Source organism: Paraburkholderia sp. 31.1 (assembly GCF_014397645.1).
Taxonomy (GTDB): Bacteria; Pseudomonadota; Gammaproteobacteria; order Burkholderiales; family Burkholderiaceae; genus Paraburkholderia; species Paraburkholderia tuberum.
Map to the genome: position 1 here is coordinate 97,731 of NZ_VZQN01000023.1, position 25,821 is coordinate 123,551.

At 64.0% G+C, this 25,821-nt stretch carries 25 protein-coding genes; 2 read left to right on the forward strand and 23 right to left on the reverse strand.

Translation table 11 applies throughout. The annotated features are described in order from the left end of the window. Positions 1-59: 59 nt before the first annotated feature. From F6X37_RS19275 to F6X37_RS19295, 5 genes are all read right to left on the reverse strand, one after another. Positions 60-1,007 carry an electron transfer flavoprotein subunit alpha/FixB family protein gene (locus F6X37_RS19275; protein ID WP_187612416.1) on the reverse strand — a complete coding sequence of 316 codons (948 nt, stop codon included), beginning with the start codon at positions 1,005-1,007 and terminating at the stop codon, positions 60-62. A gap of 77 nt (positions 1,008-1,084) precedes the next feature. Beyond that, positions 1,085-1,834 carry an electron transfer flavoprotein subunit beta/FixA family protein gene (locus F6X37_RS19280; protein WP_187612417.1) on the reverse strand — a complete coding sequence of 250 codons (750 nt, stop codon included), beginning with the start codon at positions 1,832-1,834 and terminating at the stop codon, positions 1,085-1,087. Positions 1,835-2,069: 235 nt separating this feature from the next. Then, complete coding sequence (locus F6X37_RS19285) at positions 2,070-2,867, reverse strand: MetQ/NlpA family ABC transporter substrate-binding protein (RefSeq protein ID WP_187612418.1); 798 nt, start codon at positions 2,865-2,867, stop codon at positions 2,070-2,072. A gap of 48 nt (positions 2,868-2,915) precedes the next feature. Then, complete coding sequence (locus F6X37_RS19290) at positions 2,916-3,569, reverse strand: methionine ABC transporter permease (protein ID WP_187612419.1); 654 nt, start codon at positions 3,567-3,569, stop codon at positions 2,916-2,918. Then, positions 3,559-4,593, reverse strand: a complete 1,035-nt coding sequence (locus tag F6X37_RS19295) for a methionine ABC transporter ATP-binding protein (protein ID WP_090801299.1) — start codon at positions 4,591-4,593, stop codon at positions 3,559-3,561. The genes F6X37_RS19290 and F6X37_RS19295 overlap by 11 nt, the downstream gene beginning before the upstream one ends. A gap of 239 nt (positions 4,594-4,832) precedes the next feature. Between F6X37_RS19295 and F6X37_RS19300 the strand changes: the two genes are divergently transcribed. Beyond that, entirely contained in the window at positions 4,833-5,738 is a 906-nt protein-coding gene (locus F6X37_RS19300) for an alpha/beta hydrolase (RefSeq protein ID WP_187612420.1), read from the forward strand. 27 nt (positions 5,739-5,765) lie between these two features. Here F6X37_RS19300 and F6X37_RS19305 read toward each other — a convergent pair whose 3' ends face one another. Together F6X37_RS19305 and F6X37_RS19310 are read right to left on the reverse strand one after the other, a co-directional pair. After that, positions 5,766-6,575 carry an enoyl-CoA hydratase gene (locus tag F6X37_RS19305; protein WP_187612421.1) on the reverse strand — a complete coding sequence of 270 codons (810 nt, stop codon included), beginning with the start codon at positions 6,573-6,575 and terminating at the stop codon, positions 5,766-5,768. 79 nt (positions 6,576-6,654) lie between these two features. Continuing rightward, positions 6,655-7,578, reverse strand: a complete 924-nt coding sequence (locus F6X37_RS19310) for a histone deacetylase family protein (protein ID WP_090801305.1) — start codon at positions 7,576-7,578, stop codon at positions 6,655-6,657. 334 nt (positions 7,579-7,912) lie between these two features. Between F6X37_RS19310 and mltB the strand changes: the two genes are divergently transcribed. Beyond that, positions 7,913-9,091, forward strand: a complete 1,179-nt coding sequence (mltB, locus tag F6X37_RS19315; protein ID WP_184061350.1) for a lytic murein transglycosylase B — start codon at positions 7,913-7,915, stop codon at positions 9,089-9,091. Between the two features lie 112 nt (positions 9,092-9,203). On the opposite strand, the gene cysM is transcribed toward mltB, so the two are convergent. From cysM to F6X37_RS19390, 16 genes are all read right to left on the reverse strand, one after another. Next, on the reverse strand, positions 9,204-10,106 hold the full coding sequence (gene cysM, locus F6X37_RS19320) for a cysteine synthase CysM (RefSeq protein WP_187612422.1): 903 nt from the start codon (positions 10,104-10,106) through the stop codon (positions 9,204-9,206). 237 nt (positions 10,107-10,343) lie between these two features. Beyond that, positions 10,344-10,718, reverse strand: coding sequence for a ComEA family DNA-binding protein (locus F6X37_RS19325; protein WP_187612435.1), 375 nt, complete (start codon positions 10,716-10,718; stop codon positions 10,344-10,346). A 78-nt stretch (positions 10,719-10,796) separates the two neighbouring features. Continuing rightward, a complete protein-coding gene (gene rfaD / locus F6X37_RS19330; RefSeq protein ID WP_187612423.1) occupies positions 10,797-11,789 on the reverse strand; it encodes an ADP-glyceromanno-heptose 6-epimerase in 993 nt (330 codons plus the stop codon). 85 nt (positions 11,790-11,874) lie between these two features. Next, positions 11,875-12,882, reverse strand: coding sequence for a D-glycero-beta-D-manno-heptose-7-phosphate kinase (rfaE1, locus tag F6X37_RS19335; RefSeq protein ID WP_090801312.1), 1,008 nt, complete (start codon positions 12,880-12,882; stop codon positions 11,875-11,877). Then, the gene (locus tag F6X37_RS19340; RefSeq protein WP_090801314.1) at positions 12,848-14,251 is read right to left on the reverse strand and encodes a UDP-glucose dehydrogenase family protein; all 1,404 of its coding nucleotides are present in this window, start codon (positions 14,249-14,251) and stop codon (positions 12,848-12,850) included. The genes rfaE1 and F6X37_RS19340 overlap by 35 nt, the downstream gene beginning before the upstream one ends. A 126-nt stretch (positions 14,252-14,377) precedes the next feature. Continuing rightward, on the reverse strand, positions 14,378-15,553 hold the full coding sequence (gene lapB, locus F6X37_RS19345; RefSeq protein WP_187612424.1) for a lipopolysaccharide assembly protein LapB: 1,176 nt from the start codon (positions 15,551-15,553) through the stop codon (positions 14,378-14,380). Positions 15,554-15,622: 69 nt separating this feature from the next. Next, on the reverse strand, positions 15,623-15,916 hold the full coding sequence (locus F6X37_RS19350) for a lipopolysaccharide assembly LapA domain-containing protein (protein WP_090801318.1): 294 nt from the start codon (positions 15,914-15,916) through the stop codon (positions 15,623-15,625). A 298-nt stretch (positions 15,917-16,214) separates the two neighbouring features. Then, entirely contained in the window at positions 16,215-16,538 is a 324-nt protein-coding gene (locus F6X37_RS19355) for an integration host factor subunit beta (protein ID WP_006050255.1), read from the reverse strand. A 21-nt stretch (positions 16,539-16,559) separates the two neighbouring features. Next, on the reverse strand, positions 16,560-18,293 hold the full coding sequence (rpsA, locus tag F6X37_RS19360; protein ID WP_187612425.1) for a 30S ribosomal protein S1: 1,734 nt from the start codon (positions 18,291-18,293) through the stop codon (positions 16,560-16,562). A gap of 164 nt (positions 18,294-18,457) precedes the next feature. Beyond that, positions 18,458-19,144: a (d)CMP kinase gene (gene cmk, locus F6X37_RS19365; RefSeq protein WP_184070721.1), complete on the reverse strand. Its 687-nt coding sequence runs from the start codon at positions 19,142-19,144 to the stop codon at positions 18,458-18,460. Positions 19,145-19,191: 47 nt separating this feature from the next. Beyond that, complete coding sequence (gene aroA / locus F6X37_RS36970; RefSeq protein ID WP_262419968.1) at positions 19,192-20,496, reverse strand: 3-phosphoshikimate 1-carboxyvinyltransferase; 1,305 nt, start codon at positions 20,494-20,496, stop codon at positions 19,192-19,194. A gap of 18 nt (positions 20,497-20,514) precedes the next feature. Next, positions 20,515-21,456 (reverse strand): prephenate dehydrogenase, encoded by a 942-nt coding sequence (locus F6X37_RS36975; RefSeq protein WP_184028740.1) that lies wholly within the window; start codon positions 21,454-21,456, stop codon positions 20,515-20,517. A 61-nt stretch (positions 21,457-21,517) separates the two neighbouring features. Further along, positions 21,518-22,639 carry a histidinol-phosphate transaminase gene (gene hisC / locus F6X37_RS19375; RefSeq protein ID WP_187612426.1) on the reverse strand — a complete coding sequence of 374 codons (1,122 nt, stop codon included), beginning with the start codon at positions 22,637-22,639 and terminating at the stop codon, positions 21,518-21,520. Between the two features lie 81 nt (positions 22,640-22,720). Further along, on the reverse strand, positions 22,721-23,800 hold the full coding sequence (gene pheA, locus F6X37_RS19380; RefSeq protein WP_187612427.1) for a prephenate dehydratase: 1,080 nt from the start codon (positions 23,798-23,800) through the stop codon (positions 22,721-22,723). 63 nt (positions 23,801-23,863) lie between these two features. After that, positions 23,864-24,946, reverse strand: a complete 1,083-nt coding sequence (gene serC / locus F6X37_RS19385; RefSeq protein WP_187612428.1) for a 3-phosphoserine/phosphohydroxythreonine transaminase — start codon at positions 24,944-24,946, stop codon at positions 23,864-23,866. A gap of 206 nt (positions 24,947-25,152) precedes the next feature. After that, a complete protein-coding gene (locus F6X37_RS19390) occupies positions 25,153-25,758 on the reverse strand; it encodes a DUF2059 domain-containing protein (protein ID WP_184027684.1) in 606 nt (201 codons plus the stop codon). Between the last annotated feature and the right edge of the window lie 63 nt (positions 25,759-25,821).

The following is a 25,821-nucleotide window of genomic DNA, read 5'->3' on the forward strand; positions in this document are numbered from 1 at the left end:
CTTGGTCGGTCCTGCGCCCTTCGCTTGCTTTCGGCGGTCTCTTTCAGGCGCCGCGGCGCTTAGCCGAGTTCGCTCACGAGTTCCGGCACGAGGGTGAACAGATCGCCAACCAAGCCGTAATCGGCCACGCTGAAAATCGGCGCTTCTTCGTCCTTGTTGATCGCGACGATGACTTTCGAGTCCTTCATGCCGGCCAGATGCTGGATCGCGCCCGAGATGCCGACTGCGACGTACAGTTGCGGTGCGACGATCTTGCCGGTCTGGCCGACCTGATAGTCGTTCGGCACGAACCCCGCGTCGACCGCCGCGCGCGATGCGCCGAGCGCCGCGTTCAGCTTGTCGGCCAGCGGCTCGAGCACCTTCATGTAGTTCTCGCCATTGCCCAGACCACGGCCACCCGACACGATGATCTTCGCGCTCGTCAGTTCCGGACGATCGAGCTTCGTCACTTCGCGGCTCACGAACTGCGCGAGGCCTGCGTCGGCTGCCGCTTCGATCCTCTCGACCGCTGCGCTGCCGCCTTCGGCCGCGACGGCATCAAAACCGGTCGAGCGCACGGTGATGACCTTGATCGGATCAGCCGATTGCACGATCGCGATTGCGTTGCCCGCGTAGATAGGACGCTCGAACGTGTCGGCGCTATCCACTGCCGTGATGTCGCTGATCTGCGCGACGTCGAGCTTCGCGGCGATACGCGGCGCAACATTCTTGCCGTAGGCGGTAGCCGGCGCGAGGATGTGCGTGTAGTGCTTCGCCGCATCTTGCACAAGCGTCAGGACCGTCGCTTCGACGTTTTCCGCGAGGCCTTCGGCCAGTTGCGGCGCATCGGCGAGCAGCACCTTGCTGACACCCGCGATCTTCGCGGCCGCATCGGCCGCGCCCTGCGCGTTATGTCCCGCGACCAGCACGTGAATATCGCCGCCGATCTTCTGTGCCGCTGCGATCGTGTTCAGCGTCGCGGCCTTGATCGACGCATTGTCGTGTTCTGCAATTACCAGGTTCGTCATTTGCTCTGTCTCCGTGTCGACTGGAGTTAGCGCTTTAGCGCTTACTCCAGTCCCATGCAACATAGTTGCCGTTCTACTTAAAGCACCTTCGCTTCGGTCTTCAGCTTCTCGACCAGCGTCTTCACGTCCGGCACCTTCACGCCGGCGGAGCGCTTCGGCGGCTCGGCGACTTTCAGCGTCTTCAGACGCGGCGTGACATCGACGCCGAGGTCTTCGGGCTTGACCGTTTCCAGCGGCTTTTTCTTCGCCTTCATGATGTTCGGCAGCGTTACGTAGCGCGGCTCGTTCAGGCGCAGATCGGTCGTGACCACGGCCGGCAGCGTCAGCGACAGCGTTTCCGCGCCGCCGTCCACTTCACGCGAGACCGTCGCCTTGCCGTCCGCCACGACAAGCTTCGACGCGAACGTCGCCTGCGGCAGATTCGCGAGCGCGGCGAGCATCTGGCCGGTCTGATTGGAGTCGTCGTCGATGGCCTGTTTGCCGAGGATCACCAGTTGCGGCTGCTCCCTGTCGACGAGCGCCTTGAGCAGCTTGGCGACGGCGAGCGGCTGCAGCTCTTCGTTCGATTCGATCAGGATCGCGCGATCCGCGCCGATGGCGAGCGCGGTGCGCAGCGTTTCCTGCGCCTGCGCAACACCGGCCGACACGGCGATCACTTCGGTCGCGACGCCCGCTTCCTTCAGACGCACCGCTTCTTCAACCGCGATTTCGTCGAACGGGTTCATCGACATTTTCACGTTCGCGATATCGACGCCCGTACCGTCCGATTTCACGCGGACCTTCACGTTGTAGTCGACCACTCTTTTCACTGGCACCAGAATTTTCATGCACACGCTCCAAAGTTACGAATACGTCAACCCGATGAACATTATAGCGACTGCCCTCATGACAGCCGTGTCGCGGGCGCTTTGCGGGAGGATATCGCTCCTCAGCGGCGTAACGGCAATATCGAACGATCGTTCTATTTTAATCTCCAAAAAACCCGGGAGACAACCCCGGGTTCCGACTCAGACCTCTAATTTCGCATTGCCGTCGTGTTCTGCGAGGTCCGCGGGCGTTGCATCACCAGGAGGTGATTACCGAGCCGCCGAATTTGCTGTCGACGAACTGCTTCACTTCCGGCGAGTGGTACGCCGCGACGAGCTTCGCGACCCACGGCCTGTTCTTGTCCGCTTCGCGAATCGCGATCACGTTCACGTAGGGACCTTTCCGGTCCTCGATCGCGATAGCGTCCTGCGTTGGCTTGAGGCCCGCTTCCATCGCGAAGTTGGTGTTGATCGCGGCGGCATCGACATCGCCCAGCGAACGCGGAATCTGCGCCGCGTCAAGCTCGACGATCTTTAGTTTCTTCGGATTGTCGACGATGTCGAGCGGCGTCGCCTTCAGGCCCGCCTCGGCGCGCAGCTTCAGCAAGCCCTGCTTCTGCAGCAACAGCAGCGCGCGGCCGCCGTTGGTCGGGTCGTTCGGCACGGCGATCTTCGCGCCCGGCTGCAGTTCGGCGAGCGACTTCACCTTCTTCGAGTAGATACCCATCGGGTACGTGACCGTATCGGCGATACGGATCAGCTTGTAGCCGCGATCCTTCACCTGCGCCTGCAGGTACGGGTCGTGCTGGTAGCTGTTCGCGTCCAGATCGCCGCCCGCGAGCGCCGCGTTCGGCTGCACGTAGTCGGAGAATTCGACGATCCTGATGTTCAGGCCGTTCTTCGCCGCGACCATCTTCACGACGTCCATGATCTGCGCGTGCGGGCCGCCGGTGACACCAACCTTGATCGTGTCTTCGGCATGCGCCGCGGTGGTGGCGAAGAGCGTTGCCGCGCCGAATGCGGCGGCCAGCTTGAGAATGAAGCGACGTTGCATGATCGACCTTTTCCGAATCTTTATTAGCGGGCTTCCGAACGCCCTTGTTTATTTGTGGCTCAGACGACGCACGAGCCAATCCCCAAACGACTGCACCAGTTGCACGAACACGATCAGTATCAGCACGACCGCGAGCATCACTTCTGGCAGGAAGCGCTGATAGCCGTAGCGGATGCCGAGGTCGCCAAGACCGCCGCCGCCGATCGCGCCGGCCATCGCCGAATAGCCGACCAGCGACACGAACGTGATCGTCAACCCGGCGACCACCCCCGGCAGCGATTCCGGCAACAGCACCTTGAAGACGATCTGGCTGGTGGTCGCGCCCATCGCCTGGGCCGCCTCGATGAGCCCGCGATCGACCTCGCGCAGCGCCGTTTCGACCAGACGCGCGATGAACGGCGCCGCGGCGATCGTCAGCGGCACGATCGCGGCCGCGGTGCCGATTGACGAACCGACGACCAGTCGCGTAAACGGAATCACCGCGACCAGCAGGATGATGAACGGCGTCGAGCGCACCGCGTTGACGATCACGCCCATCACGCGATTCAACGCGACGTTTTCGAGCACGCCCTGGCGGTTGGTCAAATACAGCAGCACGCCGAGCGGCAAGCCGACCACAGCGCCAATCAGTCCGGAGATACCCACCATGATGAGCGTCTCCCAGAACGACTGGACGAACATATCGAACATTTCACTCAACATGCGAGAGCTCCTCCACGACGACACCCTGCTCGCGCAGAAACGTGATCGCCTGCGCGACCTTGGCCGGATCGCCGCCCGCGAGTACCGCGAGCGAGCCGAACGCCTGCCCCTGGATTTCGTCGATCTGGCCGTGCAGGATGTTGAAGTCGAGCTCGTAGCGGCGAATCGTCTCCGACAGGATCGGCTGATCGACGCCCGAACCGGTGAACGCGAGGCGCAGCAGATGGCCGCTGCCGGTCTTCAACCGCTGCGCGACGCGCGCCTTCATGGCGGGCGGCAGCTCCTGCGCGATCACGTCGCCGATCAGCGCGCGCGTGACTTCGTGGTGCGGCTGCAGGAACACGTCGATCACCTTGCCCTCTTCGACGACGCGGCCCGCGTCGAGCACCGCGACGCGATCGCAGACCTGCTTGATCACGTCCATCTGGTGAGTGATCAGCACGATCGTCAGGTTCAGTTCGCGGTTGATGCGCTTGAGCAGATCGAGGATCGCGCGGGTGGTTTCGGGGTCGAGCGCGGAGGTCGCCTCGTCCGACAGCAGCACCTTCGGCTTGCTCGCGAGCGCGCGCGCGATGCCCACGCGCTGCTTCTGCCCGCCGCTGATCTGCGCCGGATAGCGGTCCTTCTGCGCCGACAGACCGACGAGCTCGAGCAGCGGCAGCACGTTCGCCTCGATCTCGTCGCGCTTCAGGCCGGCCAGTTCGAGCGGCAGCGCGACGTTCTCGTACACGGTGCGCGACGACAACAGATTGAAGTGCTGGAAGATCATGCCGATCTCGCGACGCGCGTCGCGCAGTTGCGCGGCGGGCAGCGTCGTCAGATCGCGGCCGTTGACGAGGATGTTGCCCTCGGATGGGCGCGTCAGCAGGTTGATCGTGCGCACGAGCGTGCTCTTGCCCGCGCCGCTGCGGCCGATGATGCCGAACACCTCGCCCGCCGGAATCGTCAGATTGACGTTGTGCAGCGCCTCGACCCACCCCCGGGGCCCGGCAAACCGCTGGGAAACATTGCGTATTTCGATCATGGACAAACGAAAACGGCGGAGGCTGCCGGCGAGCATCGTGCTCCCGACAAGCGGCCGCCGTTTCTTTTATTGGGATTTGAGGTCGTCATTCTACCGCAGCGACGACATGCCCTTTAATAATCAATTTCGATCTTTTCATAACCTGCGGGCATTAGAGCCGCACCTTATGCACGAAGCTCACGCGCTTCGCGCCGCGACGACTATGATCGAGCCACCCTTCCTCAGCACAGGCCGCCGCCATGCAGACTTCTCCGAGCCACACCGTGCGCGCGAGCGCCGGCAGTCTCAATAAAGATGTGCCGCAGCGCGGGTCGGTGACGACCGGCGATGGCATCGAATTGCCGCTGTATCGCTGGCGGCCGAACGGGCCCATACGCGCGACGGTCGCGCTGCTGCACGGCCTCGCCGAGCACGCCGGCCGTTACGCCGCCGTTGCGGGCCGGCTCAACGCGGCGGGCATCGAACTCGTCGCGATCGATCTGCGCGGCCACGGCCACGCGCCCGGCAAGCGCGCCTATGTGAAACGCTTCGACGACTACCTGCTCGATGCGCAGGCGCTGCTCGATGCCGCCGCACAAAGCTGTGCGCCGTTATTCCTGATGGGTCACAGCATGGGTGGCGCGGTGGCGGCGCTGTATGCGATAGAGCACCTCGACGCGAGCGGGCGGCGCCTCGCCGGCCTGATCCTGTCGAGCCCCGCGCTCGCGCCGGGCCGCGACGTGCCGAAGTGGATGCTCGCGCTAAGCCAGGTGATCAGCCGCGTCTACCCAACCTTCCCGGCGATGAAGATCGACCCTGCGCTGCTCTCGCGCCTTCAGCCGGTGGTCAAAGCCAACCTCAACGATCCGCTCGTGCATCACGACGCGATTCCGGCGCGCACGGGCGCCGAGCTGCTGCTCGCGATGGCGCGCATCGAACGTGGACGCGCAAGGCTGCGCATGCCGCTGCTTGTGTTTCATGGCACCGACGACAAAGTGACCGAGCCCGACGGCAGCCGCGCGTTCGGCGAGCACGCGGGCTCGCCGGACAAGACGCTCACGCTGCACGAGGGTAGCTACCACGAGACGATGAACGACCTCGATCGCGATCGGGTGATCGAGGCGTTGGTCGAGTGGATCGAAAGGCGGGCGGTGGGACCGGGTTGACAAGACGCGGCGCTTGCTGGCCGTCGACTAGCGCTTCCACTCCGGCGCGCGTTTGTCGATGAAAGCCTGCACGCCTTCGAGCGCCGAGTCGTCCATCATGTTGCAGGCCATCGTCTGCCCCGCGAGCTGGTACGCGGCTTCGATACCCATTTCGAGCTGCCGGTAGAACAGGCGCTTGCCCGCGCTGACAGCTTCGACCGGCTTCGCGCAGATGCTCGCGGCGAGCCGCGCGACTTCGTCGTCGAGCGCATCGGCTGGGGCGACGCGGTTCACGAGCCCCTGCTTGCGCGCTTGGGCGGCGTCGATGAAATCGCCGGTCAGCAGCATTTCGAGCGCGGCCTTGCGCGACAGGTTGCGCGACAGCGGCACCGACGGTGTCGCGCAGAACAATCCGAGGTTCACGCCCGATACGGCGAAGCGCGCGGTATCGGCGGCGACCGCGAGATCGCACATTGCGACCAGCTGGCAGCCGGCGGCGGTCGCGATGCCATGCACGCGCGCGATCACCGGCTGCGGCATGCGCTGGATCGTCAGCATCAGCTTCGTGCAGCGCGCGAACAGCTGCTGGTAATAAGCAAGCGATGGCGCCGCGCGCATTTCCTTCAGGTCGTGCCCCGCGCAGAACGCGCGGCCAGCGCCGGCGATCACGACCACGCGGGCATCGGTCTTCGCGATCCCGGTCAGCGTCTGCTGCAGTCCGTCGAGCAACGCTTCGGACAGCGCGTTGAACGCATCGGGCCGGTTCATCGTCACGCGCACGATGCCCGCTACGCGATACGCATCGTGTTCGATCGTGACCGGCGACGCGTCGCCGGTGCTGGCGGGACTGGTGTTCATGGCTCGCTCCTCGGTGCGTGAATGTCGATTTTCGCTCGCTGGCTTTCGAGCCACTGTCGCCGCGTGCAGTCGGGCAACCTCAGATCTCCGCCAGCGACCGCACGTGCGCGACCACGCTGCGCCCGAGCGCCGACAGGTTGTAGCCGCCCTCGAGACAACTGACGATGCGCCCACGCGCATATCGCCGCGCGATCTCGCGCATCTGGTCGGTGATCCACGCGTAATCGTCTTCGACGAGGCCCATGTTGCCGAGGTCGTCCTCGCGATGCGCGTCGAAGCCGGCCGAGATGAACAGCATCTCCGGCCTGAATTCGTGCAGGCGCGGCAACCACAGCATATCGACCGCTTCGCGCACGGCCATGCCGTTCGAACGCGCCGGCATCGGCACGTTGCACATGTTGGACGCCTGGTTGTCGGCGCCCGTGAACGGATAGAACGGGTGCTGGAAGATACTGCACATCAGCACGCGCGGGTCGCCCGAGAACGCGGCCTCGGTGCCGTTGCCGTGATGCACGTCGAAGTCGATGATGGCGACGCGCGCGAGACCATGCACGTCGAGCGCGTGGCGCGCGGCGATCGCGATGTTGTTGAAAAAGCAGAAGCCCATCGCACGCGCCGGCTCCGCGTGATGGCCCGGCGGCCGCACGCTGCAGAACGCGTTGTCGTAGCGGCCTTCGATCACCGCGTCGGTGGCGGCGACCGCCGCGCCCGCCGCGCGCAGCGCGGCCTGCCACGTGTGCGGATTCATCGTCGTGTCGGGATCGATCTCGGCGACGCCCTCGACGGGCGAGCGACCGCGGATGTAGTCGACGTGCGCCTGCGTGTGCACTCGCAGCAGCGCGGCCTCGTCGACGAGCGGCGGCGATTCGCGCTCGATCAGCGCGTCGATGCGGCTTGCGATCAGTTGATCCTCGATCGCCTGCAGGCGCGCGGGACACTCGGGGTGCCACTGCCCCATGTCGTGCAGCAGACAGTCGGGGTGGGAATAGAAGCCTGTTGCCATAGTTCGTGTTGTGCGTCTCTTCTACGGCGCGACGCATGAACTGCGCGCGCGGCGTGTCTCCGTCGAGCGGCGCGCGCCCCCGCGCGCCTCCATTCGTCAAGTTACCACACGACGCCGCTGTCGCCGATTCAGCACGGTTTTGCGGGAGTCGTCGGATATACTTCCCCGACCCGTTATTCGCCGGTTCGTTCCTGCAGCTTTCCGACTGCTTCCAGCCTTTCACGCATCGCGCTCACTGCTCACCATGACCGTCAAGCTTGCTCTGTCCGCAGGATCCCCACGCCATCGTCTTCGCCTCGGCACCCACGCCGCCTCACTGATCGTCGCATCGTGCATGTTCATCGCAGCAAGTCCCGCGAGCGCGCAAAGCGCCACGAGGAAAGCACCGGTGCAACTCGCGCAGAGCCAGCCGCAGCAGCCGGTACCGCAAGGACAGACGTTCGAGGAAGAGATCATTCCGCAGCGCTATGCGCACAACGCGAACGTCGATGCGTTCATCAACGAGATGGTCGCACGCTACGATTTCGACGAAGCGTCGCTGCACGCGCTGTTCACCGGCGTCAGCTACTCGGCGACCGCAGTGAAGCTGGTCACCCCGTCACCGACGCCGTCGGTCAAGAACTGGCGCTCGTATCAGGCGCGCTTCCTCGACCCGGTGCGCGTCAATGCCGGCGTGCAGTTCTGGCGCGAGAACCGGGCCACGCTGCAGCGCGCGTATCAGGAGTTCGGCGTGCCGCCGGAGATGATCGTCGGCATCATCGGCGTCGAGACGATCTACGGTCGCTACATGGGTAATTTCCGCGTGCTCGATGCGCTGACCACGCTGAGCTTCGATTATCCGAACACCGCGAATCGCGCGGACCGCCAGGCGACCTTCCGCAAGAATCTCGAAGACTACCTGGTGTGGACGCGCGACGCGCAGATCGACCCGAACACGGTGCTCGGCTCGTACACCGGCGCGATCGGCATTCCGCAGTTCCTGCCGAGCAGCATCGTCCAATACGCGGTCGACTACGAAGGCAACAAGCGCATCGATCTGCGCACGAGCGATGCGGATGCGATCGGCAGCGTCGCGAATTATCTGCGCCAGAACGGCTGGGAAAGCGGCCGGCCGGTGGTATGGCGAATCGGCTCGGACGCGGGCAGCCTCGGTGTCGCGCAGGCCGCGGCCAATGGGCAGCCGGAGCCGCACTGGCCGCTCGACCAGTTGCTGCGTGCCGGCCTCGTGCTGAACGAGCCGAACGTCGACATTGCTTCCGAAGCGGGCACCCCGGTCACGGTGGTCGATCTGCCGACGCCGGGACGCGGCACCGAGTTCGTGCTCGGCCTGAAGAATTTCTACGTGCTCACGCGCTACAACCGCAGCTTCTTCTATGCGCTCGCGGTGTATCAGCTGGGTCAGAAGGTCAAGGCGCAGATGCAAGCGATCGACGCGGCGAATGCCGCAAAAGCGGCCAACAACGGCAGCGCGTCGCAAGGCCAGGCGGATCAGTCGAACTCTGATTCGCAGTGAGTCACGCCGCGAGTCGCCGCGGGTGCCTCGCGTTGAAGGACGTAAAAAAAGCGCCGGCTCGACCGGCGCTTTTTATTGGCTCGGGTGCCCGCGAAGGCGCCCGGCGACCCGCTTACGCGGGAAATACCCCCGTGGACAGGTAACGGTCGCCGCGATCGCAGACGATGAACACGATCGTCGCGTTCTCGACCTGACGCGCGATGCGCAGCGCGACTTCGCACGCGCCACCCGACGAAATGCCCGCGAAGATGCCTTCGACCGCCGCCAGGCGGCGCGCCATCGCCTCGGCCGCGGATTGGCTGACGTTCTCCACGCGGTCGACGCGGCTGCGGTCGAAGATTTTCGGCAGATACGCTTCCGGCCATTTGCGAATACCCGGAATACGCGAGCCCTCTTCCGGCTGCGCGCCGATGATTTCGATCTGCTGGTTCTGCGTTTTCAGATATGTCGACACGCCCATGATCGTGCCGGTCGTGCCCATCGACGACACGAAGTGCGTGATGCGCCCTTCCGTGTCGCGCCAGATTTCGGGGCCCGTGCCTTCGATGTGCGAGGCCGGATTGTCCGGGTTCGCGAACTGATCGAGGATGATGCCCTTGCCTTCGCGCTGCATCTGCTCGGCGAGATCGCGCGCGTACTCCATGCCGCCTTTGACAGGCGTCAGGATGATTTCCGCGCCGTAAGCGGCCATGCTCTGGCGGCGCTCGACCGACAGATCTTCCGGCATGACCAGCACCATCTTGTAGCCGCGGACTGCGGCGGCCATCGCGAGCGCGATGCCGGTGTTGCCGCTCGTCGATTCGATCAGCGTGTCGCCCGGCTTGATGCGTCCGCGCGCTTCGGCCTTCTTGATCATCGACAACGCCGGCCGGTCTTTCACCGACCCCGCAGGATTGTTGCCCTCGAGCTTCGCGAGGATCACATTGTTGCGGCTACGGATCTCGTCGTCGGGAAGCCGGACGAGTTGTACGAGCGGCGTATTGCCGACCGTGTCTTCAATCGTTTGGTATGCCATATGGGGTCTAGCGATCGATGCGCGGAAGAGTGTCTTCAATCCATCGATTCTAAACCACGATCTCCGGCCGCTGCCCTGCAGCCCTTCTGCCCGCATGGATGCATGGTGTTGCTACGCAAAAGCCCGCGGCTGCGAGCCGCGGGAACACGTGTGTACCAATCGATGCAATGGAACGTTCGCGAACCCTGCGCGCCGCAAGCCGCTCGTCAGCATGGCACGCGCAAGGCTCGCGGCCGCTTACTTCTTCACCGCCACTGCGGCGGCGCCCTTCTGCGTGGCGGCGGACGCGGCCGCAGCGGCCGGCTCCTTGCCCGCCGCAGCTGCCGCAACCTGCGTGCTAGCAGCCGCACCAGCCGGTCCGACAGCGAGACCCTCCGCCTGCAGGCGCTCGATGGTGTGCCCGCCCATGCCCTTGACGCGCTTGCCGAAATCCGCCGCGTCCTTGAACGGGCCGTGCGCATTACGTTCCTCGACAATCGCTTTGGCTTTTGCCGGACCGATGCCCTTGATGCCGCGCAGCGCGTCTTCGTCAGCCGTGTTGACGTCGACCGCCGCATATGCGTGGCCGAAAGCGGCGAGCATCGCCGCGGTAACCAGTACTTTTCGAAACATATTGGAATCTCCCTGTTGCCACTGGCCGGCGACCATCACCGGCCAGGAGATTCCAGTTTAAAGAGGATGACGTACGAATCACACCTGGCCGAACAGCCAACGCACGTAACGATCGACACCTTCCTGCACGCTCAGAAACGGCTCGTCGTAGCCGGCCGTGCGCAGTTTCGACTGATCGGCCTGCGTGAAGCACTGGTACTTGCCGCGCAGCGCGTCGGGGAACGGAATGTATTCGATCAGCCCGCGTTGCACCTGATCCGCGAGCGACAGCGCCGGCTCGTTGTTCAGCGCGCGCAGCGTGTTGACCACGGTGCTCGCGATATCGTTGAACGGCTGCGCGCGGCCGGTGCCGAGATTGAAAATGCCTGACTTCTCCGGATGATCGAAGAAGAACAGGTTGACCTTGACGACGTCTTCGACCGAGATGAAATCGCGCGTCTGCTCGCCGGCCGCATAGCCGTTGTACTCGCCGAACAGCTTGACCTTGCCCTCGGCGCGGAACTGGTTGAAGTTGTGAAACGCGACCGACGCCATGCGCGCCTTGTGCGTTTCGCGCGGACCGTAGACGTTGAAATAACGGAAGCCCACGATCTGGCTCTTCGCGGTGGGCAGCACGCGGCGAATCACCTGATCGAACAGGAACTTCGAATAGCCGTACACGTTCAGCGGCTGCTCGACCTCGCGCTCCTCGACGAAGCGGCTCGAGCCGCCATACGTCGCCGCCGACGACGCGTACAGGAACTGGACGTTCTGCGCGAGGCAGATGTCCAGCACGTCGCGGCTATAGCGGTAGTTGTTGTCCATCATGTAGCGGCCGTCGGTTTCCATCGTGTCCGAGCAGGCGCCTTCGTGGAATATCGCGCGCACCTTGCCGAAGTCGCCGCGCCTGAAGCGCTCGACGAATTCGGTTTTGTCGAGATAGTCGTCGATTTCGCAGTCGACCAGATTCCTGAACTTGTCCGCACGCGTGAGGTTATCGACGGCGATGATGCGCTGTTCGCCGCGCTCGTTGAGCGCCTTCACGAGATTGCTGCCGATAAAACCGGCCGCGCCGGTGACGATGACGGTCATGGTGATCCTGCGGTAGTGAGCTTCGTTCAGTCAACGCCGCGCGGGGTCCGCTGGTCCGTCGGACGACGGCGCCCCGCGGGCTGCATCAGGAAAAGAGTTCGTCGTAGTCGACGGTGGCGGTGCCCAGTTTGCCGACCACGATGCCGGCCGCGCGATTCGCGAGTCCGACCGCGTCGACGAGCGAAAGACCCGCGCCGAGCATCGCGGCGAGTGTCGCGATCACGGTGTCGCCCGCGCCCGACACATCATACACTTCGCGCGCAACGGCCGACGCGTGCAGGATGCCATCGTCGGAGAACAGCGTCATGCCCTCCTCCGAGCGCGTCAGCAGCAGCGCCTTGAACTGGAGCTCGGCGCGCAGCTTCGTGACGCGCGCGATCAGATCTTCCTCGGACTTCCACTGTCCGACGACCTCGCGCAATTCCGCGCGATTCGGCGTGATCAGCGTCGCCCCGCGATAGCGCTCCCAGTCGTCGCCCTTCGGATCGACGAGCACCGGTTTGCCGGCCGCGTGCGCCTTCGCGATCATTTGCGTGACGTGCGTGAGGCCGCCCTTCGCGTAGTCGGACATCAGGATCACGTCGTACGATGGCAGCAGCTCGTCGAAACGCGCGAGGCCCGCGAGCAGCACCTCGTGTGCCGGCGAGTTTTCGAAATCGACGCGCAGCAACTGTTGCTGACGCGACAGCACGCGCAGCTTGATCGTCGTCAGCAAGGCCGGATCGCGTTCCAGATGCGGCGTGACGCCGCTTTCGCCGAGCAGCTGCACGATACGCTCGCCGGGCTCGTCATGACCGACCACGCACAAAAGACCCGCCTGCGCGCTGAGCGCGACCGCGTTGCGCGCGACGTTCGCCGCGCCGCCCAGCCGATCTTCCTGGCGCTGCACGTGCACGACCGGCACGGGCGCCTCCGGAGAAATGCGGTTGACGTCGCCGAACCAGTATCGGTCGAGCATCACGTCGCCGACCACCAGCACGCGCGCCGCGTTGAGCTGCGCGCGCGGCACGACCGTGAGCTTCTGCGCCGTCGTGGACGCGGGCGCCGCGGGCATGGCCTCAGGCATCGACCGGAAGTTCAGAGGGTTGGGCATAGGGGCGTCCAATGGCGTGGTAGTCGATACCGAGCTCGGTCATCGCGTCCGGTTCGTACAGGTTGCGGCCGTCGAAAATCAGCGGTGTCTTCAGCACCGATTTCAGATGCACGAAATCAGGACTCTTGAACTCCTTCCATTCGGTCACGATCACGAGCGCGTCGGCGCCGATCAGCGTTTCGTCCTGAGTGCTCGTGAACGTGAGACGCGCCAGCTGCTCCGGCGCAGCGTGCAGATCCATCGCGAATACGCGACGCGCCTCGGTCACGGCGACCGGATCGTACGCACGCACGTTCGCGCCGCGCGCAAGCAACTCGCCGATCACGCGACGGCTCGGCGCCTCGCGCATGTCGTCGGTATTCGGCTTGAACGCGAGACCCCACACCGCGAACGCGCGGCCGCTCAAATCCTCGCCGAGCTTCGCGGTGATCTTGTTCACGAGCACGTCCTTCTGCTGGTAGTTCACTTCCTCGACCGCCTCGAGAATCCGCAGGTTGTGGCCGCTCTCGCTCGCGGTGCGAATCAACGCCTGCACGTCCTTCGGGAAGCACGAGCCGCCATAGCCGCAGCCCGCATACAGGAAGTGATAGCCGATGCGCGGATCGGAACCGATGCCGCGGCGCACCGCTTCGATGTCGGCGCCGACCTTGTCCGCGAGATTCGACATCTCGTTCATGAACGAGATGCGCGTCGCGAGCATCGCGTTGGCCGCGTACTTGGTGAACTCGGCCGAGCGAACGTCCATGTACAGCGTGCGTTCGTGATTGCGGTTGAACGGCGCGTACAGACGCTTCATCATTTCGCGCGCCCGCACGCCCGGTTCGTCTTCGTCGATACCGATCACGATACGGTCGGGGCGCATGAAGTCGTCGACGGCCGCACCTTCCTTCAGGAACTCCGGATTCGACACGACCGAGAAGCGATGCTGCGCGCTGCCGGCGAGCCCGCGTTTCGCGAGCTCTTCATTGATCACGGCGCGCACGCGCTGCGCGGTGCCGACCGGCACCGTCGATTTGTCGACGATCACCTTGAAACCATTCATCGTGCGGCCGATGTTGCGCGCGGCCTCGAGCACATATTGCAGATCGGCGGAGCCGTCTTCGTCGGGCGGCGTGCCGACCGCGATGAACTGCACGTCGCCGTGCGCGACGCTCGCGGCGACATCGGTCGAGAAGGTGATGCGGCCAGCCGCGCGCGTGCGGGCGATCATCTCCTGCAAGCCCGGTTCGTGAATCGGCACGCCGCCTTTGTTGAGGATGTCGATCTTGCGCTGATCGACGTCGAGACAGAAGACGTCATTGCCGATCTCGGCGAGACACGCGCCGGTGACAAGGCCCACATAGCCGGTGCCGATAATGGTGATTTTCATACGCTTTCCGGTGGAAGGTTCCGGTAATGAATGCCGCTCATGAGGCCGGCGATAAACTCGTTGCGAAATTCGCGGAGCGGTCGCGTCGCAATGAACGCCGACGCGGCCAAAGCCGCCCGTGCGGCGTCAACTCGGCGCGGTAATCGGCTCGACGCGGCGCGGTGCATAGGTTTCCCAACCGCTGCATCCGGGGCACTGCCAGTAGAAAAGCCGCGCCCGGAAACCACAATTCTGGCACGTATAGCGTGGCAGATTCTTGGTGCGCTGGCGGATCAGTGTGTGCATCAGTTCGAGCTCGCTGCGCCGCGGCTCTTCGGCGACGGCCTGCTGCGCTTCGAGCAGACGCGTCATGCCGGCCAGATTCGGCGACTTCTGCATCTGCGTGCGCGCGAGCGCATGCGCGGCATCGGCGCCGCGCAGCGACGCGACGTGCTGATACGCGACGTCGAGCAGATCGTTGCTCGGATGACGGTCGACCCACGTGGTCAGCAGATCGGCGCCCTCCTGCGCGCGGCCGAGCGCTTCATACGCCTTCATGATTTTCTCGGCGACGAGCGGCAGATACGCGGGGTTCTGCTCCTCGACGCCGCGCCATTGACCGATCGCCGCTTCGGACGCGCCGCCGGCCGCGTCGACGTCGCCGAACAGGATCGTCGCCCGCACGTTGGTCGGGTTCGCCTTCAGCGCGAGACTGAGCTGATGACGCGCTTCGTCCGGTTTCTTCTGCTGCAGCGCTTCCTGAGCAAGTTCGCAATGGAACTGCGCGATTTCCTTGTCGAGCGACGGTGCGCCCATCGTTTCGAGATGTCGCGCGGTATCGATCGACTTGACCCAGTCCTTCTCGATCTCGTAGATCGTCAACAGCGCGCGTTGAGCGCCGAGTGCGTAATCGCCCGCCTGCAGCGAGCGGAAGGTTTCCTCGGCACGGTCGAGCAGACCCGCTTTCAGGAAGTCCTGGCCGAGTTCGTACAGCGCGTGATCGCGCTCACTGACAGGCAGGTCCGCGCGGCTCAGCAGATTTTGATGCACGCGGATCGCTCGATCCGTTTCGCCGCGCCGGCGGAACAGATTGCCGAGCGCGAAATGCAATTCGACCGTTTCAGGGTCGAGCTTGACGACCTCGATGAATGCGTCGATCGCCTGGTCGGGCTGCTCGTTGAGCAGGAAGTTCAGGCCGCGAAAATAGGACCGCGGCAGGTTCGCGCTTTCGGACAGCAGCGTCTTGAGGTCGTAGCGCGCCGCCATCCAGCCGAACGCGAATGCGACGGGTATGACCAGCAGCCACCAGAAGTCTAGATCCATGCGATTAATGCAAATGTGCGGGAAAGCGAAAACGAAAAGCCGCGCTCAGAGCGCGCGGCGCAACGGAGTTCAGATCAGCGGCGGCAGCGGCGGCTGCTCGACGACGGCTGGCGTTTCGCGCGCCACGCGCAACTCGCGCCTGAGCCGGCCATTCTCCATGCGCAGACGTACGACGGCCGGCACCGCCGACACGAGCCCCGCGAGCAAGCCGATCACGAAAAACGCGAGACCGATCAGAATCAGAGGCGCCGACCAGACGTAGCCAGCGAGGAAATTCAGCGTAGCGGGTTGCGTGTTGGAGAGCGCCAGCACCAGCAGCAGCACGAACACCAGCACACGGATCAGCCAGACGATAAATTTCATGAATAGATCTCTTGACGGCAGTTGCGGGGTGACGCCGGCTCGATGACGCGTCGCGCCACGGTGTTGCCCGCGCCGAAGTGACCCGTATTGTAATGGATGACCTCGGGGCTGGGCAGCAAGTGGCGGGATGGCGCACTTACGGGTGATTCGCGAAATGCAAAGGCCGCACCGGAAGGCGCCCTCTTCTCAAACGATGGTCGAAAAAAAAGCGCCCGAAGGCGCTTTTCCTGGTCTTTTGCCGACTGGCTTTGGCCGCTGACGCTAGCTATGCCACGCTGCAAGACGCACAGCGGAGTCATTAAAGGTCGTCATCCGGCTCTTCGGCCTTCAGCGGCTCGCCCGCGCGACGATCCACCCGCTCGCGCAATTCCTTGCCTGGCTTGAAGTGCGGTACGTACTTCTCAGGTACCAGCACCTTCTCGCCCGACTTCGGATTGCGTCCAACGCGGGAGGGACGGCGGTTGAGCCCGAAACTGCCGAAGCCTCGAATTTCGATGCGATGACCTTTGGCAAGTGCCTCCGACATCGCATCGAGCATCGTCTTCACCGCGAAATCCGCATCCTTAAGAACAAGTTGCGGAAACCGCGTAGCCAGCTGGGCGACCAATTCCGATTTGGTCATACTGCAGCAGACCTCTCAGGCTTACTGGTTCTGGCCGTCGAGCTTGGCCTTCAGCAGCGCGCCGAGGTTCGTCGTGCCGGTAGCGGCTGCGCTCGAATCCGAAGCAGCGAGACCGCGGATGGCTTCCTGCTGCTCAGCCGAATCCTTCGCCTTGATCGACAGGTTGATGCCACGCGACTTGCGATCGATGTTGATGATCATCGCGTTGACCTTGTCGCCTTCCTTCAGCACGTTGCGAGCGTCTTCCACGCGGTCCTGGGCGATTTCCGAAGCACGCAGGTAGCCTTCGACTTCACCCGACAGCTGGACCACAGCACCCTTCGCGTCCACCGACTTGACAATACCGTCGACGACCGAACCCTTGTCGTTCATTGCAACGTAGTTGCTGAACGGGTCGCCTTCGAGCTGCTTGATACCCAGCGAAATACGTTCCTTCTCGACGTCGATGCCGAGAACGATCGCTTCCACTTCGTCGCCCTTCTTGTACTTGCGAACGGCTTCCTCGCCGGTTTCGCTCCACGACAGATCCGACAGGTGAACCAGACCGTCGATGCCGCCCGGCAGACCGATGAACACGCCGAAGTCGGTGATCGACTTGATGGCGCCGCTGATCTTGTCGCCCTTCTTGAAGTTGCGGCTGAAGTCGTCCCACGGGTTCGGCTTGCACTGCTTCATGCCGAGGCTGATACGACGGCGGTCTTCGTCGATTTCGAGAACCATGACTTCGACTTCGTCGCCCAATTGGACAACCTTCGACGGAGCAACGTTCTTGTTGGTCCAGTCCATTTCCGACACGTGGACGAGGCCTTCGATGCCCGATTCCACTTCGACGAATGCGCCGTAGTCGGTGATGTTGGTGACCTTACCGAACAGACGCGTGCCCGACGGGTAACGGCGCGAGATGCCTTCCCACGGATCGTCGCCCAGTTGCTTGATACCGAGCGAAACGCGGTTCTTTTCCTGGTCGAACTTGAGGATCTTCGCGGTAACTTCCTGGCCAACCGACAGAACTTCGCTCGGGTGACGCACACGACGCCATGCGATGTCCGTGATGTGCAGCAGGCCGTCGATTCCGCCGAGGTCCACGAACGCGCCGTAGTCGGTGATGTTCTTGACCACGCCTTCGACGATCGCGCCTTCCTTCAGCGTTTCGAGCAGCTTCGCGCGCTCTTCGCCTTGCGTTGCCTCGATGACAGCGCGGCGCGACAGCACGACGTTGTTACGCTTGCGGTCGAGCTTGATGACGCGGAATTCGAGCGTCTTGCCTTCGTACGGGGTGGTGTCCTTGACCGGACGCGTATCAACCAGCGAACCCGGCAGGAACGCGCGGATGCCGTTGACCATCACGGTCATACCGCCCTTGACCTTGCCCGTGATCGTGCCGGTTACGAGTTCGTTGTTGTCCAGCGCCTTTTCCAGCGACAGCCACGAAGCCAGACGCTTCGCCTTGTCACGCGACAGGATGGTGTCGCCATAGCCATTTTCCAGCGCGTCGATCGCGACGGAAACGAAGTCGCCCGCCTGCACTTCTACCTCGCCCGCGTCGTTCAGGAACTCTTCGAGCGGGATGTAGGCTTCGGACTTCAGACCAGCGTTCACGACCACGAAGTTGTGGTCGACACGCACGACTTCCGCGGAGATCACTTCGCCAGCGCGCATGTCCTGCTTGGTCAGCGACTCTTCGAACAGAGCCGCAAAAGATTCGGTATTCGGGGTAGAGGTTTGCAGGTCGGACATAAAAATCAGAGTTTGCATGGTCTTCGCAACGCCTGGCTCACCGGACTGGTCAGCAACTGCGGCAAATACGCGAACGCCACGCGGGGTTAAAGGGTTAAAAAAACAACGCTTCGCGACCATCGCGAAGCACCTACCAACAACAGGACTGCCGCTGTCTGGCCACTACCGCATGACCGTTTCAGTTACGCATGCGGGACCAGCGCTTCATACCATTGCACCACCTGCTCGACCGCCTGGTCGACCGACAATGCGGAGGTATCAAGCAGTTTTGCATCCGCCGCGGGCTTGAGCGGCGCGGCCGCGCGCTGACTGTCACGCTCGTCGCGCTCACGCAAATCCCGGAGCAAGTCATCTATATTAGCAGAAAATCCTTTTTGGATCAATTGCTTATGCCGGCGCGTCGCGCGGGCCTCGACGCTCGCCGTCATGAACACCTTCAGCACGGCATCCTGAAAGATCACGGTGCCCATGTCGCGCCCGTCGGCGACGAGCCCCGGCTCCTTGCGAAACGCCCGCTGACGCGCCACCAGCGCGGTTCGCACCGGCGCGTGAACGGCGATCGCCGAGGCGCGACTGCCCACTTCCTCCGCACGAATTTCGGTCGATACATCGACGCCGTCGAGCTGCGCGAGCCCCTCGCGAAACGTGATATGGAGATCGTCGATCAGTTTGACAAGTGCGTCGACGTCGTCCGCCGCGATGCCGTAGCGCAGGCTCGCGAGTGCCGCGAGCCGGTAGAGCGCGCCGCTGTCGAGCAGGTGAAAGCCGAGGTTGGCGGCCACCATCGCGGCCACAGTGCCCTTGCCGGAGGCGCTGGGGCCGTCGATCGTAATGACGGGCGTCTGGTGAAAGGGACGGATCGGTTTCATCTAAAAATGTCGCACATCGGGCGATTCGCACGCGAATCTGGATTGCATCAGGGTTGCGCGAGCGCCGTGAAGCGCTCGAAATAATCCGGGAACGTCTTGCCGACGCACCTCGGGTCGTTGATGCGGATCGGCACACCGCCCAAGCTCACGAGCGAGAAGCACATCGCCATACGGTGGTCGTCGTAGGTGTCGATCGCGGCATTCGGGATGAGCTTTTCGGGCGGCGTGACGACGAGGAAATCCTCGCCCTCCTGCACCTTCGCGCCGACCTTGCGCAGCTCGGTCGCCATCGCGGCGATGCGGTCGGTTTCCTTGACGCGCCAGCTTGCGATGTTGCGCAGCGTGGTCGTGCCGTCCGCGAACAGCGCGGCGACCGCGATCGTCATCGCCGCGTCGGGGATCAGGTTGAAGTCCATGTCGATCGGATCGAGCTTGCCATGGTCGTTGCCGACGCCGCGCACTTCGATCCAGTCCTCGCCCATCTGCAGGTTCGCGCCCATCCTGATCAGCGCATCGGCAAAGCCGACGTCGCCCTGGATGCTCGCGCGGCCCACACCTTCCACTCTCAGCGGGCCGCCGCCGAGCGCTCCCGCGGCGAGGAAATACGACGCCGACGACGCATCCCCTTCCACCATGATCGCGCCTGGCGACTGATAACGCTGCCCGGCCGGCACCACGAACTGGTGCCAGCCGTGACGCTCGACGTCGATGCCGAAGCGCGCCATCAGCTTGATCGTGATCTCGATGTACGGCTTCGAGATCAGCTCGCCGTCGACCTGCACGGTGGTGACGCCGCTCGCGGTGCGCAAGAGCGGCAGCGTCATCAGCAGCGAGGTCAGAAACTGGCTCGACACGTCGCCGCGCACGCGGATCGGCGCGTCGGCCGTGATCTGGGCGGGACGGATGCGTAGCGGCGGATAGCCTTCGTTCTGTTCGTAGTCGATCTTCGCGCCGATCTGGCGCAGGCCGTCGACGAGATCGCCGATCGGCCGCTCGTGCATGCGCGGCACGCCGTGGATCCGGTAGTCGCCGCCGTTCACGGAGAGGGCCGCGGTCAGCGGACGCACCGCCGTACCCGCGTTGCCGAGGAACAGGTCGGCCGTTCGCGCGGTGAACGCGCCGCGCGTGCCGGTCACGACGCAGGTGTCACCGTCGCGCTTCAGTCGTACGCCAAGCTTTTCGAGCGCGGCGAGCATCACGCGGGTGTCATCGGAATCGAGCAGGTTCGTGATCGTCGTCTCGCCTTCGGCGAGCGCGGCGAGCAGCAGCACGCGGTTCGAGATGCTCTTCGAGCCGGGCAGACGAATCGTGCCGGACGCACGGGAAAAAGGTCCGAGATCGAGGAATTCCATGATGTGTCCAGTTTCCGGTTATTTGGACGCGTCGCTGGCGGCCACGCCAGCCGCGCGCTGCTCCTGCCACTGACTGCGCGCGACGCGCGAGCGCGCGAACACCGCTTCGAGCGCGGCGCCGTCGCCGGCCTCGATCGCCGTGCGCAGGCGCGCGAGCACCGCGGTATACGCGTCGAGTTCGTCGAGCAGCGCCGCGCGATTGGCGACGCAGACGTCGCGCCACATCTCCGGACTCGACGCGGCGATGCGCGTGAAGTCGCGGAATCCGCCCGCCGCGAACGAGAACTTCAAAGCGGCGTCGGGCGAACTGAGGATCTGTTCGACGAGCGCGAACGACAGCACGTGCGGTAGATGACTGACCGACGCGAACACGCGGTCGTGCTGCTGCGGCGTCATGTCCCGCACCAAGGCGCCGGTGGCGCGCCACATCGCCGCGACGCGCTCGACCGCTTCCGGCGCGTTCTCCGGCAGCGGGCACAGCACGACGTTGCGGTTCACGTACAGATCGGGCAACGCGGCGTCGACGCCGCTCGACTCGCGGCCGGCGATCGGATGGCCCGGCACGAACTGGCCGATCCGTGCACCGAGCGCCGCGCGCGCGGCGGCGACCACGTCGGACTTGGTGCTGCCCGCATCGGTGACGATCGTGTTGGCGTCGAGATGCAGCGCGATGCGTTCGAGCAGCGGCTGTGTCTGCGCGACCGGCGCCGCGAGCAGCACGAAGTCCGCGCCCGCTAGCGCGTCGCGCAGCGCGGCGTCGTCGGTGAGCGCCGCGGCGCCGTCGATCACCCCGAGCGCCAACGCGCGCTCGCTCGACGCGGACGTCCGTCCCACCCCAACCACCGTGCGTGCCCCGCCGGCCTCGCCGCGTTCACGCAACGCGCGCGCGAGCGATCCGCCGATCAGGCCGACACCGAAAATCACCAGCTTGTTAAAAGAAAACGCGGCCACGTCGCTCACACAATACGGACAATAAGCGCGCCGCTCCTGCCGGCCGACGCGCGGGATCAAGGAGCAATGCTTATGCAGCGGCAGGCTCGGCAAGCGTCTTTTCGAGCGCCGCGAGGAACGCTCCGTTTTCCTCCGGCAGGCCGATCGTGATGCGTAGCCATTGCGGCAAACCGTAGTTGCCGACCGGTCGCACGATCACAGCCTGTTTCAGCAGCGCGAGATTCACCCGGGCGCCGGCTTCGTCGTCACCGCCGACGCGCACGAGCACGAAGTTACCTTCGGATGGCACGTATTCGAGACCGAGCTTGTCGAACGCCTCGGTCAGACGCTTGTAGCCCTGCGCGTTCAGCGCCGCGCTCTTTTCCAGAAATGCGCTGTCGTTCAGTGCCGCAATCGCCGCGGCCTGCGCGAGCGTATTGACGTTAAACGGCTGACGCAGTCGATTCAGCAGATCGGTCAAGCCGGGCTGCGCGATCGCGAAGCCGATACGCAGGCCCGCCAGGCCGAACGCCTTCGAGAAAGTGCGCGACACCAGCAGGTTCGGATAGCGGCGCACCCAGTCGATCGAGTTATAGCGCTTGTCCGCCGACAGATACTCGGTGTACGCCTCGTCGAGCACGACGACCACATGGCGCGGCACTTTGCCGAGAAACGCCTCGAGCGTAGGACCGTCGACGAACGTACCGGTCGGATTGTTCGGATTGGCGACGAACACGAGACGCGTGTCGTCGTCCATCGCGGCAAGCATCGCGTCGAGGTCGTGACCATAGTGCACGGCCGGCACGACGATCGCGCGCGCGCCGACGCCTTGCGTTGCGAGCGCATAGACCGCGAACGAATACTCCGAGAACACTACCGCCTGGCCCTTCTCGACGAACGCGTGCGCGGCGAGTTCGAGGATGTCATTGCTGCCGTTGCCGAGCGTGATCCACTCGGCCGGCACGCCGTAGCGCGCGGCGAGCGCCGCCTTCAGTTCGAAACCGTTCGAGTCCGGATAACGGCCGAGGTCGGCGATCGCCTGCACCATCGCGCGCTGCGCGGATTCCGGCATGCCGAGCGGATTCTCGTTCGATGCCAGCTTCACGATGCTCGCCTCGTCGAGACCAAACTCGCGGGCCACTTCCGAAATCGGCTTGCCGGCGATGTACGGCGCGATCGCACGCACATAGGAAGGGCCGAAAGACGCTGTCATGAAAATCTCCGAACGACGATGGATAGTGAAATATGCGTTCGGGCAGTGCACTTGGCGCCGCCCGGACTGCGCTGCCAGCCCTTACCGGGCGCGCGGATACGAGCCGAGTATTTTCAGGAACGCGGCCTTCTCGCCGAGCCCGGCGAGCGCGGCGGCCACGGCCGGGTCGTCGCGATGGCCTTCGACATCGATATAGAAGTAGTACTCCCACGTGCCGACGCGCGCCGGGCGCGATTCGAAACGCGTCATCGACACGCCGTGGCGCGCCAGCGGCTCGAGCAGCTTGACCATCGCACCCGGTTCGTTCACGACCGACACAATCAGCGAGGTCTGGTCGTAGCCGCTCGGACCGGTCGGCTGCTTGCCGATCATCACGAAGCGTGTGCGGTTGTGCGGATCGTCCTGGATCAGCGCGTTGGTGACCTGCAGGCCGTAGTGGATCGCGGCGCGGTCGCCGGCGATGGCCGCGACGGTCGGATCTTCGGCTGCCATCCGTGCAGCTTCCGCGTTGCTCGACACCGCCTGGCGCTCGAGATGCGGCGCGTTGGTCGACAGCCAGCGCTGGCACTGCGCGAGCGCCTGGGCGTGCGCGCACACGCGCGTGACGCCGGCGAGCCCGTTTTGCGTGAGCAGGTTGTGATGAATCGGCAATGCGAGTTCGCCGCCGATGGTCAGCTGCGTTTGCAGCAGCAGATCCAGCGTGCGCGACACCGCGCCTTCGGTCGAATTCTCGACCGGCACGACGCCGTAGTCGGCGGCGCCCGCCTCGACGGAGCGGAACACTTCATCGATCGACGGGCACGGGAGCCCTTCGATCGACTGACCGAAGTACTCATGCATCGCCTGTTCGCTATAGGTGCCGACGGGCCCGAGGTACGCGGCCTTGATGGTCTTTTCGAGCGCGCGGCTTGCGGCCATGATCTCGCGCCAGATCGCGCTGATGTGTTCGTCCGCAAGCGGCCCCGCGCTCATCTCCTGCAGGCGCGCGATCACCTGCATCTCGCGCTCGGGTCGGAACACCGGTGCGTTGAAATGCTTCTTGACCTCCCCGACTTCGAGCGCGACCGACGCGCGCAGGTTCAGGAGCGCGATCAACTGCGCGTCGAGCGCGTCGATGCGATCGCGCAGAGGTTTGAGTCGTGTATTGAGTTCGTCGTCCATGCGTAAAACGGCTTTGCCGGGTAACTGCTGGAAAAGATGCGCACGCCTGCCGGTCAGTGTGGCTCAGGCACTGCGCTGTTCGAATTCCTTCATGTATTCGACAAGCGCTTTGACGCCTTCGAGCGGGACGGCGTTATAAATCGACGCCCGCATGCCGCCGACGGACTTGTGGCCCTTTAGCTGCACCAATCCCCGCGCTTTCGCGCCGGACAGGAAATCTTCGTTGCGCGACTCGTCGACGAGAAAGAACGGTACGTTCATCCGGGAGCGCGAGCCACGCTCGACCTTGTTCAGATAGAAGCTGCTCGAGTCGATCGTGTCGTACAGCAGCTTCGATTTTTCGAGGTTGCGTGCCTCCATCGCCAGGAGGCCGCCCTGCTTCTTCAACCACTTGAACACGAGCCCGGCGATATAGATCGCGTAGGTGGGCGGAGTGTTGTACATCGAATTGTTCTCGGCGACGGTCTTCCATTCGAACGCCGACGGGCAGATCGGCATCGCGCGATCGAGCATGTCCTCACGCACGATCACGACCGTCACGCCGGCCATGCCGATGTTCTTCTGCGCACCGCCGAATAGCACGCCGTATTTGGCGATGTCCATCGGGCGCGACAGGATATGCGACGACGCGTCCGCGACGAGCGGAGTATCGCCGAGGTCGGGAATCTCGAAGGTTTCGACGCCGTGAATGGTCTCGTTGGTGCACAAGTGCACGTAAGCCGGATCGTCCGACAGCTGCCATTCCGAGCGCGCCGGCGCGCGGGTGAAGCCCTCGGCTGTCTTGCCGGTCGCGGCGAGATGCACGCTGCCGTATTTCTGCGCTTCCTTGAACGATTTCTCCGACCACGCGCCGGTGATGACGAAATCCGCGCGCGGTTTCGAGCCGAGCAGGTTCATCGGCACGATCGCGTTTTCGCCGAGTCCGCCGCCCTGCAGAAACAGGATACGGTGGCTTGCCGGCACCTGCAGCAACTCGCGCAGATCGGTCAGCGCTTCCTCGTGGATCAACATGAATTCCTTGCCGCGATGGCTCATTTCCATCACGCTCATACCACTGCCTCGCCAATTCAGCATCTCGTCGGCTGCCTGGCGCAGCACTTCTTCGGGCATGGCCGCCGGGCCGGCGGAGAAATTAAAGACGCGCATGTGAGGTCCTGGAAGCGGGCGCGAAATAACGAAGTCGCGCGGGAATCGGCGAAAAGAACTGCGAAATGGCTCGCCGAAAAAGAAAATGGCCGTCTGCGCCAGTGCGCAAACGACCATTATCGCATTGTCGCCGCCAACCCGCCACGCCGGGTGGCCCAGCGGGCGCGACGACAGGCCGGCTGATCAGCGCAGCCTGCGAGCGGAATTTACTTGGCAGCCGGCTTGACCGATGCGACTTCCTTGTCGGCCTGGTCACGCGTTGCCTTGATCGATTCCGGCATGTACTTCTGCATCAGACCGTTCACGACGTCGCGGCCAACCTGGTCTTGCACCTGGATGAACTTGCGACCGGTCGGGCTCTTGTAGAACGTGGTCAGATCCTTGATTTCCGACGTGCTGTAGTACTTCGCGTACGCGTCGTACTGAGATTGCATCGCGTCCTGACGGAAAGAGTCGGTTGCGAACACCTGGCCCGCGCTGTCCACCAGCTTCGGCACCGCGTTCTTTTGCAGCGTCGGCACGGCGGCCTGCTTCTGCTTGTCCGTCATCGTCTTGTTCTCGGTCAGCGCGTCCGACAGGATGGCCGGAACGAGCTGCTTGGCCTGCATCTGCGCGCTGTTGCCGATTGCGCCAACCAGCTTCTGCGCATCGATGGCGTCGAGCAGCTCCTTGATGGCAGCTTGCTTGGCCGGATCAACCGGTGCTGCTGCGGCAGCCGGAGCCGCAGGCGCCTGGTTCTGCAGCGCTTGAGCCATGGCGAAGGTCGGCACGATGGCAGCCAGCAACATCAGTTGTTTGAATCGTTTTTGCATCACTACTCCCTAAGAGAAATTAACTTGAACTGCACGCCACACGGGAAAGCGTACCGGCCCGAT

Bases quoted from the DNA above. Each gene is read 5' to 3' on its own strand.
- rfaE1 (WP_090801312.1), bottom strand. From the start codon at position 12,882: ATGCCCAACCCTCTGAACTTCCGGTCGATGCCTGAGGCCATGCCCGCG.
- aroA (WP_262419968.1), bottom strand. From the start codon at position 20,496: ATGGAATTCCTCGATCTCGGACCTTTTTCCCGTGCGTCCGGCACGATT.
- serC (WP_187612428.1), bottom strand. From the start codon at position 24,946: ATGCGCGTCTTTAATTTCTCCGCCGGCCCGGCGGCCATGCCCGAAGAA.
- rfaD (WP_187612423.1), bottom strand. From the start codon at position 11,789: ATGACCGTCATCGTCACCGGCGCGGCCGGTTTTATCGGCAGCAATCTC.
- F6X37_RS19280 (WP_187612417.1), bottom strand. From the start codon at position 1,834: ATGAAAATTCTGGTGCCAGTGAAAAGAGTGGTCGACTACAACGTGAAG.
- cysM (WP_187612422.1), bottom strand. From the start codon at position 10,106: ATGGCATACCAAACGATTGAAGACACGGTCGGCAATACGCCGCTCGTA.
- rpsA (WP_187612425.1), bottom strand. From the start codon at position 18,293: ATGCAAACTCTGATTTTTATGTCCGACCTGCAAACCTCTACCCCGAAT.
- F6X37_RS19305 (WP_187612421.1), bottom strand. From the start codon at position 6,575: ATGAACACCAGTCCCGCCAGCACCGGCGACGCGTCGCCGGTCACGATC.
- lapB (WP_187612424.1), bottom strand. From the start codon at position 15,553: ATGGATCTAGACTTCTGGTGGCTGCTGGTCATACCCGTCGCATTCGCG.
- F6X37_RS19295 (WP_090801299.1), bottom strand. From the start codon at position 4,593: ATGATCGAAATACGCAATGTTTCCCAGCGGTTTGCCGGGCCCCGGGGG.
- F6X37_RS19355 (WP_006050255.1), bottom strand. From the start codon at position 16,538: ATGACCAAATCGGAATTGGTCGCCCAGCTGGCTACGCGGTTTCCGCAA.
- hisC (WP_187612426.1), bottom strand. From the start codon at position 22,639: ATGACAGCGTCTTTCGGCCCTTCCTATGTGCGTGCGATCGCGCCGTAC.
- F6X37_RS19290 (WP_187612419.1), bottom strand. From the start codon at position 3,569: ATGTTGAGTGAAATGTTCGATATGTTCGTCCAGTCGTTCTGGGAGACG.
- mltB (WP_184061350.1), top strand. From the start codon at position 7,913: ATGTTCATCGCAGCAAGTCCCGCGAGCGCGCAAAGCGCCACGAGGAAA.
- F6X37_RS19300 (WP_187612420.1), top strand. From the start codon at position 4,833: ATGCAGACTTCTCCGAGCCACACCGTGCGCGCGAGCGCCGGCAGTCTC.
- F6X37_RS19340 (WP_090801314.1), bottom strand. From the start codon at position 14,251: ATGAAAATCACCATTATCGGCACCGGCTATGTGGGCCTTGTCACCGGC.
- F6X37_RS19285 (WP_187612418.1), bottom strand. From the start codon at position 2,867: ATGCAACGTCGCTTCATTCTCAAGCTGGCCGCCGCATTCGGCGCGGCA.
- F6X37_RS19390 (WP_184027684.1), bottom strand. From the start codon at position 25,758: ATGCAAAAACGATTCAAACAACTGATGTTGCTGGCTGCCATCGTGCCG.
- pheA (WP_187612427.1), bottom strand. From the start codon at position 23,800: ATGGACGACGAACTCAATACACGACTCAAACCTCTGCGCGATCGCATC.
- F6X37_RS19325 (WP_187612435.1), bottom strand. From the start codon at position 10,718: ATGTTTCGAAAAGTACTGGTTACCGCGGCGATGCTCGCCGCTTTCGGC.
- F6X37_RS19275 (WP_187612416.1), bottom strand. From the start codon at position 1,007: ATGACGAACCTGGTAATTGCAGAACACGACAATGCGTCGATCAAGGCC.
- cmk (WP_184070721.1), bottom strand. From the start codon at position 19,144: ATGAAACCGATCCGTCCCTTTCACCAGACGCCCGTCATTACGATCGAC.
- F6X37_RS19350 (WP_090801318.1), bottom strand. From the start codon at position 15,916: ATGAAATTTATCGTCTGGCTGATCCGTGTGCTGGTGTTCGTGCTGCTG.
- F6X37_RS19310 (WP_090801305.1), bottom strand. From the start codon at position 7,578: ATGGCAACAGGCTTCTATTCCCACCCCGACTGTCTGCTGCACGACATG.